The organism is Rhizobium leguminosarum (assembly GCF_001679785.1).
In the GTDB taxonomy this organism is placed as follows: Bacteria; Pseudomonadota; Alphaproteobacteria; order Rhizobiales; family Rhizobiaceae; genus Rhizobium; species Rhizobium leguminosarum_R.
This window is the reverse complement of sequence record NZ_CP016286.1, coordinates 1,853,239-1,867,567: the sequence shown is the minus strand read 5'-3', so window position 1 is coordinate 1,867,567 and position 14,329 is coordinate 1,853,239. Positions and strand designations below refer to the sequence as shown.

Below are 14,329 nucleotides of genomic sequence, written 5' to 3'. Positions count from 1 at the left end.
TTCTATTCACGGCGCGGACGCGCCGTGGCTGGATTCCTGTGACGAGCACAGGAATGAGGGAGGAGAGGTGAGTGCCTCTCATGCACAGTGAGGGTGGGCGGGAGGGCCCCTGAACGAACGACAGCTACCGGACGACGACCAAACGCCGTCCTTTTCAAAAACGTAAATCGGAAACGATATCGTGACGCATCGATCAACTACTCCCAACATCGACCTTTCCGGTTCGTGGCAGCTCGCCTCTGTCGACGGCGAGATCCGCACCGCGATCATGCTGCCGGGCGACGTGCACACGGCGCTTCACCGGGCAGGGCTGATCCCCGATCCCTATTTCGGCCGCAACGAGGAAAAGGTGCAGTGGGTCGCCGAGCGCGAATGGGCGGTCGAGCGCAGCTTCACGCTTCAGGAGGTCGAGGGCGACTGGTATCTCGATATCGACTATCTCGACACGGTCGCCAGCGTCCACGTCAACGGCTTTCTGGCGCTCGAAGCCGACAACAGCTTCCGCCGCTACCGGCCCGATGTCTCCAGCATGCTGAAATCAGGCGACAACAGCATCCGCATCGTCTTTGCCTCCAACATCGCTGTCGGCGCTGCGCGACAGAAGCAGCAGCCCTTCTACATTCCCTACAGCACGGGCAACTCGCCGATCCCCGACGGCAACATGCTGCGCAAGCCGCAGTGCCATTTCGGCTGGGACTGGAACATTGCCATTGCCCCGCTCGGCCTTTACGGGACGATCGCGCTGAAAAAGCTCGAAACGGCGCGCATCGAACACGTCGTCACCCGCCAGACCCACAATAATGACGGTTCGGTCGATCTCAAAGTGACGGCGACGCTGTTTTCCAAGGGGCCAGATATTGCCCAGGTCTATTTCGACCTCGATGGCGAGCGCGTGCGCCTGGATGTCGGCGTCAATGGCGAGACCCATGTCAACCACCTCTTCCATATCGACAATCCGCGCCTCTGGTGGCCCTCCGGCAGCGGCGAGCAGGCGCTCTACAGGCTTTCCGTCGAATTGCCGACGGATGAGGTGATCAAGCAGATCGGTCTTCGCAGCGTCGAGCTAATCACCACGCCGGATGCATCAGGCAGCCGCTTCGCCTTCAAGGTCAACGGCCGCGAGATCTTCTGCCGCGGCGCCAACTGGATCCCGGCCGACGCGCTGTTTTCGCTGTCTTCGCCTGAGAAGACCGAAGACCTGCTGCAATCGGCCAAAGCCGCCAACATGAACATGATCCGTGTCTGGGGCGGCGGCTTCTACGAGCAGGATCATTTCTACGATCTCTGCGACCGGTTGGGCCTGATGGTCTGGCAGGACTTCATGTTCGCCTGCAACCTCTATCCCTCGACCGAGGACTTTCTCGACAATGTGACGATTGAGGTCGATTACCAGGTGCGCCGGCTCTCCTCGCATCCCTCGATCGTGCTCTGGTGCGGCGACAACGAACTGGTCGGAGCGCTCACCTGGTTCGAGGAATCGAGGAAGGACCGCGACCGCTATCTCGTTTCCTATGATCGCCTCAACCGCACGATCGAGCAGGCAGTGAAAAAGGCGCTGCCCGGCGCGCTGTGGTGGCCGTCGAGCCCCGCTTCCGGTTATCTCGATTTCGGCGATGCCTGGCATGCGGACGGGTCCGGCGACATGCATTACTGGTCGGTCTGGCACGAGAACAAGTCGTTCGACAATTACCGCTCGGTGCGTCCGCGCTTTTGCTCGGAATTCGGCTTCCAGTCCTATACGTCGCTGCCTGTGATCAAGACCTATGCTGAGGCGAAAGACATGAACGTCGCTTCCCCGGTCATGGAGCTGCACCAGAAGAATGCCGGCGGCAACGAGCGTATCGCCGGCACGATGTTCCGTTATTTCCGATTTCCCAAGGATTTTCCGAACTTCGTCTATCTCTCTCAGATCCAGCAGGGGCTGGCGATCAAGACGGCGGTGGAATACTGGCGGTCGCTCAAACCGCATTGCATGGGCACGATCTACTGGCAGCTCAACGACACCTGGCCGGTCGCCTCCTGGTCGAGCCTCGATTATGGCGGCCGCTGGAAGGCGATGCACTATCTCGTCAAGCGCTTCTTCCAGCCGGTCGCGGTCGCGGCCATTCCTTCCGACGACGGAAAGACGATCCGCTTCTCGCTGGTCAACGACACGCTTGCCGATGTCAGCGTCGACCTTTCGATATCGCTGCTGACGACGAAGGGCGAGCGCGGGCACCTGAGAGACGTACAGGCCATATGTTCGCCGGATGCGGCCGTCACTGCCACGAGCATCGACGTTTCCGATATTCCCGAGGGAACGTTGCTTGCCTGGCGTTTCACCGCATCGAACGGCACGGGCGGCGAGGGGCACCATGTCAACGGTACCTACAAGGCGCTGGAGCTGGAACCTGCGGGGCTGACAGTCACCCACGAATATGTTGAGGAGAATGGCTCCGTCGACATCAACGTCACCGCTAGGGGACTTGCGCTTTTCGTGATGATCGAAACCGAGACAGACGGCAAATATTCCGACAACGCCTTCGATCTTGCGGCCGGCGAGAGCCGCCGCATCACCTTTACCCCGGCACGGCCGCTTGATCGTGGCGCGCTTCCGGAGTTCCGATTCTACGACCTGTATTCCTGCCAGTCGGCGGATTGATCTTGCAAGAATGGGCACGAGGCCCAAGGAGAACATGATGACGAAACTCAGCTACCAGCTCTATAGCGCCCGCAACTTCCAGCCCTATTCGGCGATCTTCGAAAAGCTCGGCAAGGCTGGCTATGCCGAAGTCGAGGGCTTCGGCGGCATCTATGCCGATCTCGACGATGCCGGGCTGAAGAGCCTTCGCGCCGACCTCGACAAGAATGGCCTGGTCATGGCGACTGGCCATTTCAGCCCTGATTTTCTGGAGAAGGAAGTCGAGAAGTCGCTGAACATTGCCAAGATTCTCGGCATGGATTCGATCTATGCGCCGCATCTGGCCGCTGACCAGCGGCCCTCCGACGCCGCCGGCTGGGTCGTCTTCGGCAAGCGTCTGCAGGAGATAGCCAAGCCCTACAAGGCTGCCGGCTACGAATTCGGCTGGCACAATCATGATTTCGAATTCTTCAAGCTGCAGGACGGCTCGCGGCCGATCGAGCGTATCTTCGAAGGCGCGCCCGATATTTCCTGGGAAGCCGACATCGCCTGGGTTATCCGCGGCGGCGCCGATCCCTTCGTCTGGGTCGAGAAGCTTGGGTCCCGCATCACCGCCGTGCACGTCAAGGACATCGCGCCGGCCGGCGAAGCGAAGGACGAGGACGGCTGGGCCGATGTCGGTCACGGCAAGGTTGAGTGGGCCAGGCTGATGACGGCATTGCGCGCCACCAAGGCCAAGCACTACGTCGTCGAACACGATAACCCGAATGACATCGACCGCAATATCAGCCGCTCGATCGCATCCTTCCAGACCTATTGAGGCTTCATCATGACCAGGGAACTTGGCGTCGGCATCATCGGATGTGGCAACATCTCCACCACTTACTTTTCGCTGGCACCGCTCTTCAAGGGGCTGAAGGTGCTGGCTTGCGCCGATATCAACGTGCAGGCGGCCGAGGCGCGCGCCAAGGAATATGGCGTCAAAGCGCAGACGATCGACGAGCTTCTCGTCAATGACGAGATCGACGTTGTTGTCAACCTGACGATCCCGGATGCGCATTTCCGGGTATCGAAGGCGATCCTCGAGGCCGGAAAACACGTCTATTCCGAAAAGCCGCTGGTGCTTTCGCTCGAAGAGGGCGAGGAGCTTCGTCGCATCGCCAAGGAAAAGAACCTCGCCGTCGGCTGCGCCCCCGACACGTTCCTCGGCGGCGCCCATCAGCTCGCACGCAAGTTCATCGACGACGGCGGCATCGGCCGGGTGACCTCGGGCGCCTGCTACGTGATGAGCCCCGGCATGGAAATGTGGCATCCGAACCCGGATTTCTTCTTCCTGCCGGGCGGCGGCCCGATCCTTGATCTCGGCCCTTATTACATCGCCAACCTGATCAACCTGATCGGCCCGGTCAAACGTGTCGGCGGCATGACCTCGATGGCGTCGCCGACCCGCACCATCACCAGCCAGCCGCGCAACGGTGAAATCATCCCGGTCAAGACGCCGACGACGATCCAGGCGCTGCTCGAATTCGTCAACGGCGCCACGGTGACGCTGACGGCGAGCTGGGACGTGTGGTCGCACCGCCATGCCAATATGGAACTCTACGGCACCGACGGCTCGCTCTACGTGCCGGATCCGAACTTCTTCGGCGGCGTGGTCGAGGCAAGCGGCCGTGACAAGGACATCAAGCCGCTCGATGCCTGGGAGCATCCATTCGGCAAGATCAACCAGGAAAGCCCGAGCGGATCGCGCGCCAACTACCGCACCGCCGGCTTGGCCGACATGGCGATGTCGCTGATCGAGGGCCGCGATGCGCGCTGCTCGCTCGACCGCACGCTGCACGGCGTCGACGTCATGACCTCGATCCTAAAGTCAGGCGAAGAGGGCCGTTTCATCGACCTGACCACAACCTGCACGCAACCGGCCGCCCTCGGCATCGAAGAAGCGCAGGCGCTTTTGAAGTGATAAGAAGATGCCGGGGATCTCACTGGATCGCGAGGCACCCCGCCAGAAACGTCATCCTCGGCCTCGTGCCGAGGATCTGCAAACAGGATGGCAGATGCTCGGCACAGGGCCGGGCATGACGACTAGACAGATATTTTTATCAAGGAGAGTCTCATGAGCTGGCAACCAGCCGCAGACCGTTATTCGAAAATGAAATATAACCGCACGGGCCGTTCCGGCCTGAAGCTGCCGGCCGTCTCGCTCGGCCTTTGGCACAATTTCGGCGGCGACACGCCGCATGACCGCAAAATCGATATGTGCCGCACGGCCTTCGACCTCGGCATCACCCATTTCGACCTCGCCAACAATTACGGCCCGCCGCCCGGCAGCGCCGAGACCGCTTTCGGCGAAATCATGCGCACCGAATTCGTCGGGCTTCGCGACGAGCTGATCATCTCCTCCAAGGCCGGCTACGACATGTGGCCCGGCCCTTACGGCGAATGGGGCAGCCGCAAGTATCTGATCGCCTCCTGCGACCAGAGCCTGAAGCGCATGGGCCTCGACTATGTCGACATCTTCTATTCACACCGCTTCGACCCGGAAACACCGCTGGAAGAGACCTGCGGCGCGCTCGACCATATCGTCCGTTCCGGCCGGGCGCTTTATGTCGGCATTTCCTCCTATAATTCGCAGCGCTCGCGTGAAGCAGCAAAGATCCTGAAGGATCTCGGCACACCGTGCCTGATCCACCAGCCGAGCTATTCGATGCTCAACCGCTGGGTCGAGGACGACAGGCTGCTCGATACGTTGGAAGAGGTCGGCATGGGCTCGGTCGTCTTTTCGCCGCTTGCCCAGGGCATGCTGTCGACGAAATATCTCGGCGGCATTCCCGAAGACAGCCGCGCGGCGCAGAACCACTTTCTCAAGCGCGACTACATCCGCCCCTCGATCATCGACAATATCCGCAAGCTCAACGAGATCGCCGAAAGGCGCGGCCAGACTCTGGCGCAGATGGCGATCGCCTGGGTACTGCGCGGCGGCCGCGTGACCTCCGCGCTGATCGGAGCAAGCCGCTCGTCGCAGATCGTGGATTGCGTCAAGGCGCTCGACAATCTCGAATTTAGTGTCGAGGAGCTTGCTGAGATCGACGTCTATGCCCGCGAGGCCGACATCAACCTCTGGGCCAAGTCCGCCGAACGCGAATAGTCATCTCAGGCCCGGAGGCAAGTCTTCCGGGCCTTTTTCTGCTATAATCTGATGTACGTACAGCAAAGCACCGCCGGTCGGAGGAGACCCTGTCATGATCCGCAATCCCATCCTGCCCGGGTTCAATCCCGATCCGTCGATCTGCCGCGTCGGCGCGGAGTATTACATCGCTACCTCGACGTTCGAATGGTATCCGGGCGTGCAGATCCACCATTCGCGTGACCTGGTGAACTGGACGCTGGTGCGCCGGCCGCTGGAGCGCAGATCGCAGCTCGACATGCGCGGCAATCCCGATAGCTGCGGCATCTGGGCGCCGTGCCTGTCCTATGCCGACGGGCAGTTCTGGCTGGTCTATACCAACGTCAAGCGCTACGACGGCAATTTCAAGGATGCGCCGAATTACATCGTCACGGCACCCACGATCGAGGCCGAATGGTCCGAGCCGGCCTATGTCAATTCCTCCGGCTTCGACCCTTCGCTCTTCCACGACGATGACGGCCGCAAGTGGTTCGTCAACATGCAGTGGAACCACCGGACCGAAAGCTATGGCGGCTCGCCGAAATCGCCGGCCTTTGACGGCATCCTGCTGCAGGAATGGGACCCGGCGGCAAAGGCGCTGAAGGGGCCGATTAAGAACATCTTCGCCGGCAGCCCGCTCGGCCTCGTCGAAGGTCCGCATCTCTTCAAACGTAACGGCTGGTATTATCTGACCACCGCCGAGGGCGGCACCGGCTACGACCATGCCGTCACCATGGCGCGGTCGCGTAATATCGACGGACCCTATGAGATGCATCCGAACATGCATCTGATTACCTCGAAGGACCATCCGGGCGCGGTGCTGCAGCGGGCAGGGCACGGCCAGTACGTCGAAACGCCCGAGGGCGAGGCCTATCACACCCATCTTTGCGGCCGGCCGCTGCCGCCAAAGCGGCGCTGCACGCTGGGCCGCGAGACCGCCCTGCAAAAGTGCGTCTGGCGCGACGACGACTGGCTGTACCTCGAAAACGGCACCTCAGTGCCCGATGTCGATGTGCCCGGCCTTTTCGGCGCGGTGCCGGTGGAAAAGCCGATGCGCAGCGAATACGGCTTCGATGGTGGCGCGCTGCCCGCCGATTTCCAATGGCTGCGCACGCCGGAGCCCGCGCGCATCTTCAACCTGGCGGATCGTCCCGGCCATCTGCGCCTGATTGCGCGCGAAAGCATCGGCTCCTGGTTCGAACAGTCGCTGGTCGCTCGCCGCCAGGAGCATCACAGTTTCCGCGCCGAGACCGTGGTCGAATTCTCGCCCGACACCTATCAGCAGGTGGCGGGGCTGACGCACTACTACAACCGCCATAAATTTCACGCCGTTGCGGTGACGCTGCACGAAACACTCGGCCGCTGCGTGACGATCCTCTCCTGCAACGGCGACTACCCGAACGGACGCCTGAGTTTTCCCGCCGAAAGCGGCGTGGCGATTGCCGCCGAGGGCCGCGTCCAGCTCGCCATGGAAATCCGGGAGAACGATCTGCAATTCTTCTGGCAGACCGAAGGCAAGGGCGCCTGGCAACCGATCGGCCCGGTCCTCGATGCCGGCGTGATCTCAGACGAGGGCGGACGCGGCGAACACGGCTCCTTCACCGGCGCCTTCGCCGGCGTGTTTGCCTTCGATACGTCAGGTCGGGCGAAGGCTGCGGATTTCGACTGGTTCAATTACGACGAGCTGTGAGGGACGGGCGCCAAGTCACCCGCCCCGTCCTACGAGGCTTCGGCCTCTGGCCTCCGCACCTCAGGATGAGGGCTGATCGGCGTGCCGTGCGGCTACGAGGCTGATGAACTCGGCTGTCATCCGCTATCCTGTCTCCAGCCTCATCCTTGTACGTTGCCGTTGCTGTATAAAAGGGCTGCGCGGCGGGGATGCGTGTCATCCTTGGGTCTTGAACTCGTACCTCAGCAAGCATCTCCGTCGCCATGTCTTCGCTCGAACGGTTGGTTGGGCTTCGAGCCCGCGTTGCAAGGAGGAGCAGTCATGCATATTCAGCAATCTTTCATGGTCGGTATCGATGTCTCGAAGGCCCATCTCGACGTGGCCGTCGAGGGCAAACGCGCCGTTGTCCGCTTCGACAACGATGCGCCAGGCTGTGCCGCGCTCGCAACGGCAGTGGCCGGCGCAGAGCTTGTCGTCGTCGAGGCGACCGGCGGTTACGAGATGGCGATCGTCAGAACGCTGATGGCCGCCGGTATTCCCGTCGCCGTCGTCAATCCCCGCCAGGTGCGCGACTTCGCCAGGGCCAGCGGTCGTTTGGCCAAGACCGACCAGGTCGACGCCCGCGTCACTCTCCACTTCGCCAGAGCGATGCGGCCGGCACAGATCCCCCATATCGACGACGGCCGCATCGCGCTTGCTGCGCTTGTCACCCGCCGTCGCCAACTCATCGACATGGCGGTCGCCGAGAAGAACCGCCTCGAGCATGCGCCTGAGGCCGTCGCAGCGCTGATTGGCGAGACCCTCGCCGCCCTCAAGGCCCAGCTCGCCCGCGTCGATGCCGCCATCGCGCTTGCCATCGAGGCCGAGCCCGACATGGCCGCACGCCGCAATCTGCTGCTGACCGTGCCAGGCATTGGCGAGGTCGGTGCCGCCGTGCTCATCGCCGAACTGCCCGAACTCGGCGCCATCGACGACAAGAAGCTCGCAGCCCTCGTCGGTGTTGCGCCGATGGCTCACGACAGCGGCACATGGCGTGGACAACGCCATATCGCCGGCGGCCGCGCCACCGTCCGATGCGCCCTCTATATGGCTACCCTCTCGGCCATCCGCTGCAACCCGGCCATCAAGACCTTCCACAAAAGGCTGCGCGACGCGGGCAAACCGCCCAAGGTCGCCATCGTCGCCGCCATGCGAAAGCTCATCATCATGATCAACACCATTCTTAAAAGACGAACCCCATGGAACCAGCCCCAACAACACGGTTGCTGAGGTGCCCCGCATGGGCCTCGAAGGACGGGGCTGGCCACTGGCGCCTTGGATACGTCAGGCAGGGCGAAGATGGCGGATTGTCGAAAAAAGAAAGCCGGCACAGGGCCGGCTAAGGCGAACGCGGCTGAACAGGGGATACTGGCCGGTTCCAAGCACTTCGTGACTGAACAATAACTTTCACTACAAGCCGAGGCAGCAAAAAAAGGCGCAACGAGAACACCCGAAACGGCTCCGCAAAGGAGTGGGCGGCGGGGCGGATACCGGTGCTGGCCTCGGTTCTGTTATCGGGCACGAATATCACCGGATGATGACATCTGAGACTAGCTGCCGCCTTTTCTTTTCGCTGGCCAGGTCGGCTTCTCGCGAAAACCCGATGCCGGCTACGTCACCTGCGTCAGTGGGTCGCCTACGCCATTGGGCCAACCGTGTTGGCAGCACGCGAATGCAGTGTTCATGCGCTTAAGGATGTTAAAGCGTTACAAAGGGACTATATAGCGGGCCGAAGTAAACTCCGAGAATCCGCAAGAGTCCCGCATGGCCCCCATCATTTCCGTTCAGAACCTCACCAAGACCTACTCCAATGGGTTCGAGGCCCTGAAGGGCATCAATCTCGACGTCGAAAAGGGTGAGATTCTGGCGCTGCTCGGGCCGAACGGCGCGGGCAAGACGACGCTGATCTCGATCATCTGCGGCATCGCCAATCCGAGCGGCGGCCGGGTGCTGGTCGCCGGCCACGACGTCGTGAAGGATTTCCGCGCCACCCGCGGGATGATCGGGCTGGTGCCGCAGGAGCTCACCACCGATCAGTTCGAGACGGTGTTCAATACAGTCAGCTTTTCGCGCGGGCTGCACGGCAAGAAAGCCAATCCTGCGCATATCGAGAAGGTGCTGCGCGCGCTCTCGCTCTGGGACAAGAAGGACAATATGCTGCGCCAGCTCTCCGGTGGGATGAAGCGACGGGTGCTGATCGCCAAGGCACTCTCCCATGAGCCGGATATCCTTTTCCTCGACGAGCCGACCGCCGGCGTCGATGTGACGCTGCGCAAGGACATGTGGCATGTCGTCGAAGAGCTTCGAGCCTCCGGTGTCACCATCATCCTGACCACCCATTATATTGAAGAGGCCGAGGAAATCGCCGACCGCGTCGGCGTCATCAACGGCGGTGAGTTGCTGCTCGTCGAGGACAAGGCAGCGTTGATGGCCAAGCTCGGCCGCAAGCAGCTCATCCTCGATCTCACCGAACCGCTGAGCCGCCTGCCGGACTGTTTTGCCGGCAATGGACTGACGCTGGAAGCGGACGGCAACCGGCTGACTTATGAGTTCGACGCTGGCAACGAACAGGAAAGCATTGCGGCACTGCTGACCCGGCTCGGTGAGAATAATATCCATTTCAAGGATCTGTCGACGCGGCAAAGCTCGCTCGAGGACATCTTCGTGGCGCTGGTGGGAGCGGGAAAATGAATATCGAGGCCGTCAAATCGATCTATTTCTTCGAGATGGCGCGCACGCGCCGCACGCTGTTGCAGAGCGTCATCTCGCCCGTCATTTCGACCTCGCTCTATTTCATCGTCTTTGGTGCCGCTGTCGGATCACGCATCCAGGAGGTGGAGGGTGTGTCCTACGGCGCCTTCATCACGCCCGGCCTGATCATGCTGACGCTGCTCGGCCAGTGCATCAGCAACGGCTCTTTCGGCATCTATTTCCCGAAATTCACCGGCACGATCTATGAGGTGCTTTCGGCGCCGGTGGCGATGACGGAGATCCTGCTCGGTTATGTCGGGGCGGCGGCGACCAAGGGGATGATCATCGGCTTCATTATCCTCCTGACCGCCAATCTCTTCGTTGACGTCAGGATCGAGCATCCCTTCATGATGATCCTGTTTTTCCTGCTGACGGCGATCACCTTCAGCCTGTTCGGCTTCATGATCGGCATCTGGGCCGGTAATTTCGAGCAGTTGAACCTCATTCCCATGCTGGTCGTGCCGCCGCTGACTTTCCTCGGCGGCAGCTTCTATTCCGTCAGCATGCTGCCGCCCTTCTGGCAGGCAGTCAGTCACCTTAACCCGGTGCTCTATCTCGTCAGCGGCTTCCGCTGGAGTTTTTACGGCATTGCCGACGTCAACCCAGCGATCAGCCTGGCGATGATCACAGGATTCTTGGTGATCTGCCTAGGAACACTCGCCTGGATCTTCAAGACAGGTTATCGGCTCCGCAACTGACTATTTCACCCGAACCATCGGAAAATCCGATGACGCCATCGGTTTCTTCCGTTTTTCTTCTGCTGTGATCCGCGGCATCTGCTGCGTCAGCCAAGAAGGAGACGGCAGATGACGGATATCAGGATCGAAGGCGCAAAGATCGTGATTGTTGGTGGCAGTTCCGGAATGGGGCTGGCACTGGCGAGGCGGCTGCTCGGGGAAGGGGCTATGGTGACGATCGCAGGACGCAGCGAAGACAAGCTTGCGGCGGCTCGCCGCGATCTCGGCGAGCATCCGAAACTCAAGACTCACGCCGTCGATATATCGCGGGAGGAGGAGGTCGCGACGCTGTTCCGCAATAGCGGGCCGGTCGATCATATCGTCAGCACGGCGGCCGACATAAAGGGTGCCTATCAGCTGCTGCCGTCAATCGAACTTGCGGCGGCGCAAAGGGTGGTCGAAAGCAAGTTCTACGGGCCGCTGCTACTGGCGAAATATAGTGCCGCCCATCTGCCGCCCTCAGGATCGATTACTTATACGTCAGGTGTCGCGGCCTACCGGCCGGCGGCGCGTGGATCAGTGGTCGCAGCCGTCAATGCGGCGCTCGAAGGCCTGGTCAGGGCGCTTGCTGTCGAACTGGCGCCGATCCGGATCAACGCGGTGTCACCCGGATGGGTGGATACGCCGATCTGGAGCTTCGTCGCCGGCGACGCCAAGCAGGCGACACTTGATGCGATGGCAGAGCGCCTGCCGGCCGGACGCGTTGGACGGCCCGATGATATTGCCGATGCGATCCGCTTCCTGATCGGCAACGGATTTACGACAGGCACTATCCTGCATGTCGAAGGCGGGCACCGGCTGGTCTGAGCGGCGAGAGTTCTTCGCTTGCCGATTGCAGCAGGAGGGCAAGCGTCGGCGGCTGCATGCGCCTGCGCCGCCACATCATCACCAGCGAGGCTGCGGGTGGTTTGCCCGGCCATGGCAGTTCGACGACGTTGCCCCTCGTCACGGCTGGGCCGACCGCAAGGCGCGGCACGAGGCCATAACCGGTGCCGGATGCGACGAGCCGGACGATCGTCGCGATGCTGTCGGCTTCGGTGACGATTGATGGTGCTGCAATGTGTGCTTCGGCAAAGGCCGTGTCGAACAGGTAACGGTAGACGCAGCCGGTTTCGGTGGCGACGAAGGGTGCGGTGCTCAGTGCCGCGAGGCTTGCGGGTGGTCGGGCTTGAAAATCGCGACCGGCAATCAGCACCAGCGGTTCACTGCAGATGCGGCGTGTCAGGAAGCGCTCATTCTGCTGCCCCCGATCGAAGGTGAAGGCGATATCGATCGAGCCCTGCTGCAATTGCGCATGTAATTCGCCGCTGCCGCCGACCTTGAGCTTGAGGCCGACGTCTGGGTTCTTCTTGCGAAAGAGTGACAGCCACGGCGCCAGCCTTTCGGCGGCGATGGTTTCGAGCGTCCCCAAGGTGATGGACTGTCCAGCGTTGCCGGCTGCAGCACTGACGCTGGCTTTCGCCTCCTCGTTCAGTGCCAGTATCTCCTCTGCGTAGGTTTTGAGGACTGCGCCTGCGGGTGTCGGGACAACGCCCTGGCGAGAGCGGAGGAAGAGGTCTGCGCCGACTTCCTCTTCCAACGCCTGTATCTGGTCGCTGAGGCTCGACTGAGCGAGATTGACCTCGGCAGCGGCGCGCGTGAGATTTCCGTGCCGGATCACCGCAAGGAATGTTTTCAATTGTCGTGGGTTCATGTCGGGCTCCGGTACGGCGCGCAGTGGCGCCTTGACGCAGGATATCAACAAAGCAGAAGGCGCTGCAACGCAGGAGCATGTGGCGGCGAACTGCTCACCTGCTGCGTATTGCATCAGTTCCCGTCAGGCGCTGCTGACGAGAAGGGCGCCGGAGATGATGAGGAGGGTGCCGGCGACGAGCTTTACGATGTCGAGTTCGGAGGCTTCGCCGAGAAAGACGGCGCCGATTGCCAGTGTCATCAGCACGTTGCAGCTCCAGATTGGGGCGAGTTTCGAGACGGGGACACCATAAGTGAAAAGCGCAAAGCTGATGAGGCCGGTGCCGACGGCAAAGCAGGCGCCGGCGAGGGCGGCAAAACCGAGACCTTCGGCGGTCCAGGGGGCAGGGCGCCAGATGAGTGCGGCGATCAGCCCGGCAAGCGCGCAGGCAGCGCCGAAGGCGATCAGGTAGACGGCGGAGCCGGTGGCTGATGTGGCGCTCTGCTTCTGGAAGATGGCGGTAATGCCCCAGAACAGGGCGGGCAGAACGCCGCCGATGACGATCGGCCAGAGTGAATTCATTGCAAAACTCCTGTCGCACCCATAGGTCAAGGCCTCGCCTGAGGCGAAGGCCGGCCGAACATGTGGTGCCACCAGACTAGGAGTTTCTTTTTGCTCTTTGTGGTCTTGTTGTTCTTCCGCTCAAGCTGCCAGATCCGGTCGTCGCCGTAAAGCGGCGGAACCGCAATTAGTCGCGCATGCGGAGTTCGTCGGTCTGCATCTGCAGCGAGCCCAGCGTTTCCAGGAAGCTCATGCCGAGCAGGCTCTGGTCGAGCCGGCCATCCTCGGAAACGCTGGCTGCGACATTGTTGCGGACGATCGGGCCGATCGCTACCTGGTCGAGCGTGACAGGTGCTGCGCGGCCGCGGCCGTTGGCTGTCATGATCGTCATGGAATAGGTGAGGCGGGAGAGATCGATGCCGATCCGTTCGGCATCTTCGCGCGACAGCGCCACCATGCTGGCGCCGGTATCGACGAGCATCTCGATCGTCTGGCCATTTACCGCGACATCGGCTTGGAAATGGCCGTTCAGCAGCTTGTGCAGAATGATCTCCTGGCCGCCCTCACTTGTGGTGACGACGACGGCGCGGCCGGGAACGAGGCCGGCGAGCAGCCTGTTGCCGACGCCGAGCGCTTCCTGGCGATAGAGGTAGACGGTCACGAGCGCCAGGATGATGACCAGCCAGATCATCATCTGGCGCATCGTTTCACCGACGCTGCGCCGGCTCGCCCAGATGCCGGCCGACAGCATCAGCGCGATCGGCAGCAGATAGACGACGCGGCCGAAGTCATCGCTCTGCAGACCGAGGATCCGGCTGTTGTCACTGTTGAGGATCAGCACGGCAAGGCCGATGCCGATCACGACTAGGAAGACGGTCAAACGGATCATAAAGGCCGCTCCGGCCCACCGGCGAGGCTCGTTTTCATATGGTTCGGCACCGTGGCGGCGCCGGCAAGCCTTGCCGGCAGCAGCGTCATGATCCGCCTTCGCTCAGCGTCGGAATAGCTCGTCCAGCTGCAGATTTCCTGAAGAGTCCGGCCGCAGCCGGCGCATAATCCGGTGCTGGGCTCCAGGGAGCAGAGGTGAATGCAGGGTGTTTGCATGAAGGATATA

The 14,329-nt window shown here is 61.7% G+C and carries 13 protein-coding genes; 9 read left to right on the top strand and 4 right to left on the bottom strand.

Features of this window, described 5'->3' with window-relative positions; genetic code table 11:
- Positions 1-181 precede the first annotated feature (181 nt).
- The 9 genes from BA011_RS09350 to BA011_RS09310 all read left to right on the top strand — a co-directional run bounded on the left by BA011_RS09350 (position 182) and on the right by BA011_RS09310 (position 11,789).
- A complete protein-coding gene (locus tag BA011_RS09350; RefSeq protein ID WP_065280242.1) occupies positions 182-2,641 on the top strand; it encodes a beta-mannosidase in 2,460 nt (819 codons plus the stop codon).
- 37 nt (positions 2,642-2,678) lie between these two features.
- Positions 2,679-3,440: a sugar phosphate isomerase/epimerase family protein gene (locus BA011_RS09345; RefSeq protein ID WP_065280241.1), complete on the top strand. Its 762-nt coding sequence runs from the start codon at positions 2,679-2,681 to the stop codon at positions 3,438-3,440.
- A 9-nt stretch (positions 3,441-3,449) separates the two neighbouring features.
- Positions 3,450-4,583 (top strand): Gfo/Idh/MocA family protein, encoded by a 1,134-nt coding sequence (locus BA011_RS09340; RefSeq protein ID WP_065280240.1) that lies wholly within the window; start codon positions 3,450-3,452, stop codon positions 4,581-4,583.
- 153 nt (positions 4,584-4,736) lie between these two features.
- Positions 4,737-5,768: an L-glyceraldehyde 3-phosphate reductase gene (gene mgrA, locus BA011_RS09335; RefSeq protein WP_065280239.1), complete on the top strand. Its 1,032-nt coding sequence runs from the start codon at positions 4,737-4,739 to the stop codon at positions 5,766-5,768.
- A gap of 94 nt (positions 5,769-5,862) precedes the next feature.
- The gene (locus BA011_RS09330; protein WP_065280238.1) at positions 5,863-7,476 is read left to right on the top strand and encodes a glycoside hydrolase family 43 protein; all 1,614 of its coding nucleotides are present in this window, start codon (positions 5,863-5,865) and stop codon (positions 7,474-7,476) included.
- Between the two features lie 300 nt (positions 7,477-7,776).
- Positions 7,777-8,724: an IS110 family transposase gene (locus BA011_RS09325; protein WP_065280237.1), complete on the top strand. Its 948-nt coding sequence runs from the start codon at positions 7,777-7,779 to the stop codon at positions 8,722-8,724.
- Positions 8,725-9,258: 534 nt separating this feature from the next.
- The gene (locus tag BA011_RS09320) at positions 9,259-10,185 is read left to right on the top strand and encodes an ABC transporter ATP-binding protein (RefSeq protein ID WP_065280236.1); all 927 of its coding nucleotides are present in this window, start codon (positions 9,259-9,261) and stop codon (positions 10,183-10,185) included.
- Entirely contained in the window at positions 10,182-10,943 is a 762-nt protein-coding gene (locus BA011_RS09315) for an ABC transporter permease (protein ID WP_065280235.1), read from the top strand. Before BA011_RS09320 ends, BA011_RS09315 begins: the two co-directional genes overlap by 4 nt.
- Before the next feature lie 108 nt (positions 10,944-11,051).
- Positions 11,052-11,789, top strand: a complete 738-nt coding sequence (locus BA011_RS09310; RefSeq protein ID WP_065280234.1) for an SDR family oxidoreductase — start codon at positions 11,052-11,054, stop codon at positions 11,787-11,789.
- Here the strand turns inward: BA011_RS09310 and BA011_RS09305 are convergent.
- The 4 genes from BA011_RS09305 to BA011_RS09290 form a co-directional block, all read right to left on the bottom strand.
- Positions 11,752-12,675 (bottom strand): LysR family transcriptional regulator, encoded by a 924-nt coding sequence (locus tag BA011_RS09305; RefSeq protein ID WP_065280233.1) that lies wholly within the window; start codon positions 12,673-12,675, stop codon positions 11,752-11,754. The two genes, BA011_RS09310 and BA011_RS09305, sit on opposite strands and share 38 nt — an antisense overlap.
- A 123-nt stretch (positions 12,676-12,798) precedes the next feature.
- Positions 12,799-13,236, bottom strand: coding sequence for an EamA family transporter (locus tag BA011_RS09300; protein ID WP_065280232.1), 438 nt, complete (start codon positions 13,234-13,236; stop codon positions 12,799-12,801).
- 166 nt (positions 13,237-13,402) lie between these two features.
- Complete coding sequence (locus tag BA011_RS09295) at positions 13,403-14,104, bottom strand: TIGR02281 family clan AA aspartic protease (protein WP_065280231.1); 702 nt, start codon at positions 14,102-14,104, stop codon at positions 13,403-13,405.
- Positions 14,101-14,319 (bottom strand): DUF1289 domain-containing protein, encoded by a 219-nt coding sequence (locus BA011_RS09290; protein ID WP_065280230.1) that lies wholly within the window; start codon positions 14,317-14,319, stop codon positions 14,101-14,103. The genes BA011_RS09295 and BA011_RS09290 overlap by 4 nt, the downstream gene beginning before the upstream one ends.
- Positions 14,320-14,329 lie beyond the last annotated feature (10 nt).

Bases quoted from the DNA above. Each gene is read 5' to 3' on its own strand.
- BA011_RS09345 (WP_065280241.1), top strand. From the start codon at position 2,679: ATGACGAAACTCAGCTACCAGCTCTATAGCGCCCGCAACTTCCAGCCC.
- BA011_RS09340 (WP_065280240.1), top strand. From the start codon at position 3,450: ATGACCAGGGAACTTGGCGTCGGCATCATCGGATGTGGCAACATCTCC.
- mgrA (WP_065280239.1), top strand. From the start codon at position 4,737: ATGAGCTGGCAACCAGCCGCAGACCGTTATTCGAAAATGAAATATAAC.
- BA011_RS09330 (WP_065280238.1), top strand. From the start codon at position 5,863: ATGATCCGCAATCCCATCCTGCCCGGGTTCAATCCCGATCCGTCGATC.
- BA011_RS09325 (WP_065280237.1), top strand. From the start codon at position 7,777: ATGCATATTCAGCAATCTTTCATGGTCGGTATCGATGTCTCGAAGGCC.
- BA011_RS09320 (WP_065280236.1), top strand. From the start codon at position 9,259: ATGGCCCCCATCATTTCCGTTCAGAACCTCACCAAGACCTACTCCAAT.
- BA011_RS09315 (WP_065280235.1), top strand. From the start codon at position 10,182: ATGAATATCGAGGCCGTCAAATCGATCTATTTCTTCGAGATGGCGCGC.
- BA011_RS09310 (WP_065280234.1), top strand. From the start codon at position 11,052: ATGACGGATATCAGGATCGAAGGCGCAAAGATCGTGATTGTTGGTGGC.
- BA011_RS09305 (WP_065280233.1), bottom strand. From the start codon at position 12,675: ATGAACCCACGACAATTGAAAACATTCCTTGCGGTGATCCGGCACGGA.
- BA011_RS09300 (WP_065280232.1), bottom strand. From the start codon at position 13,236: ATGAATTCACTCTGGCCGATCGTCATCGGCGGCGTTCTGCCCGCCCTG.
- BA011_RS09295 (WP_065280231.1), bottom strand. From the start codon at position 14,104: ATGATCCGTTTGACCGTCTTCCTAGTCGTGATCGGCATCGGCCTTGCC.
- BA011_RS09290 (WP_065280230.1), bottom strand. From the start codon at position 14,319: ATGCAAACACCCTGCATTCACCTCTGCTCCCTGGAGCCCAGCACCGGA.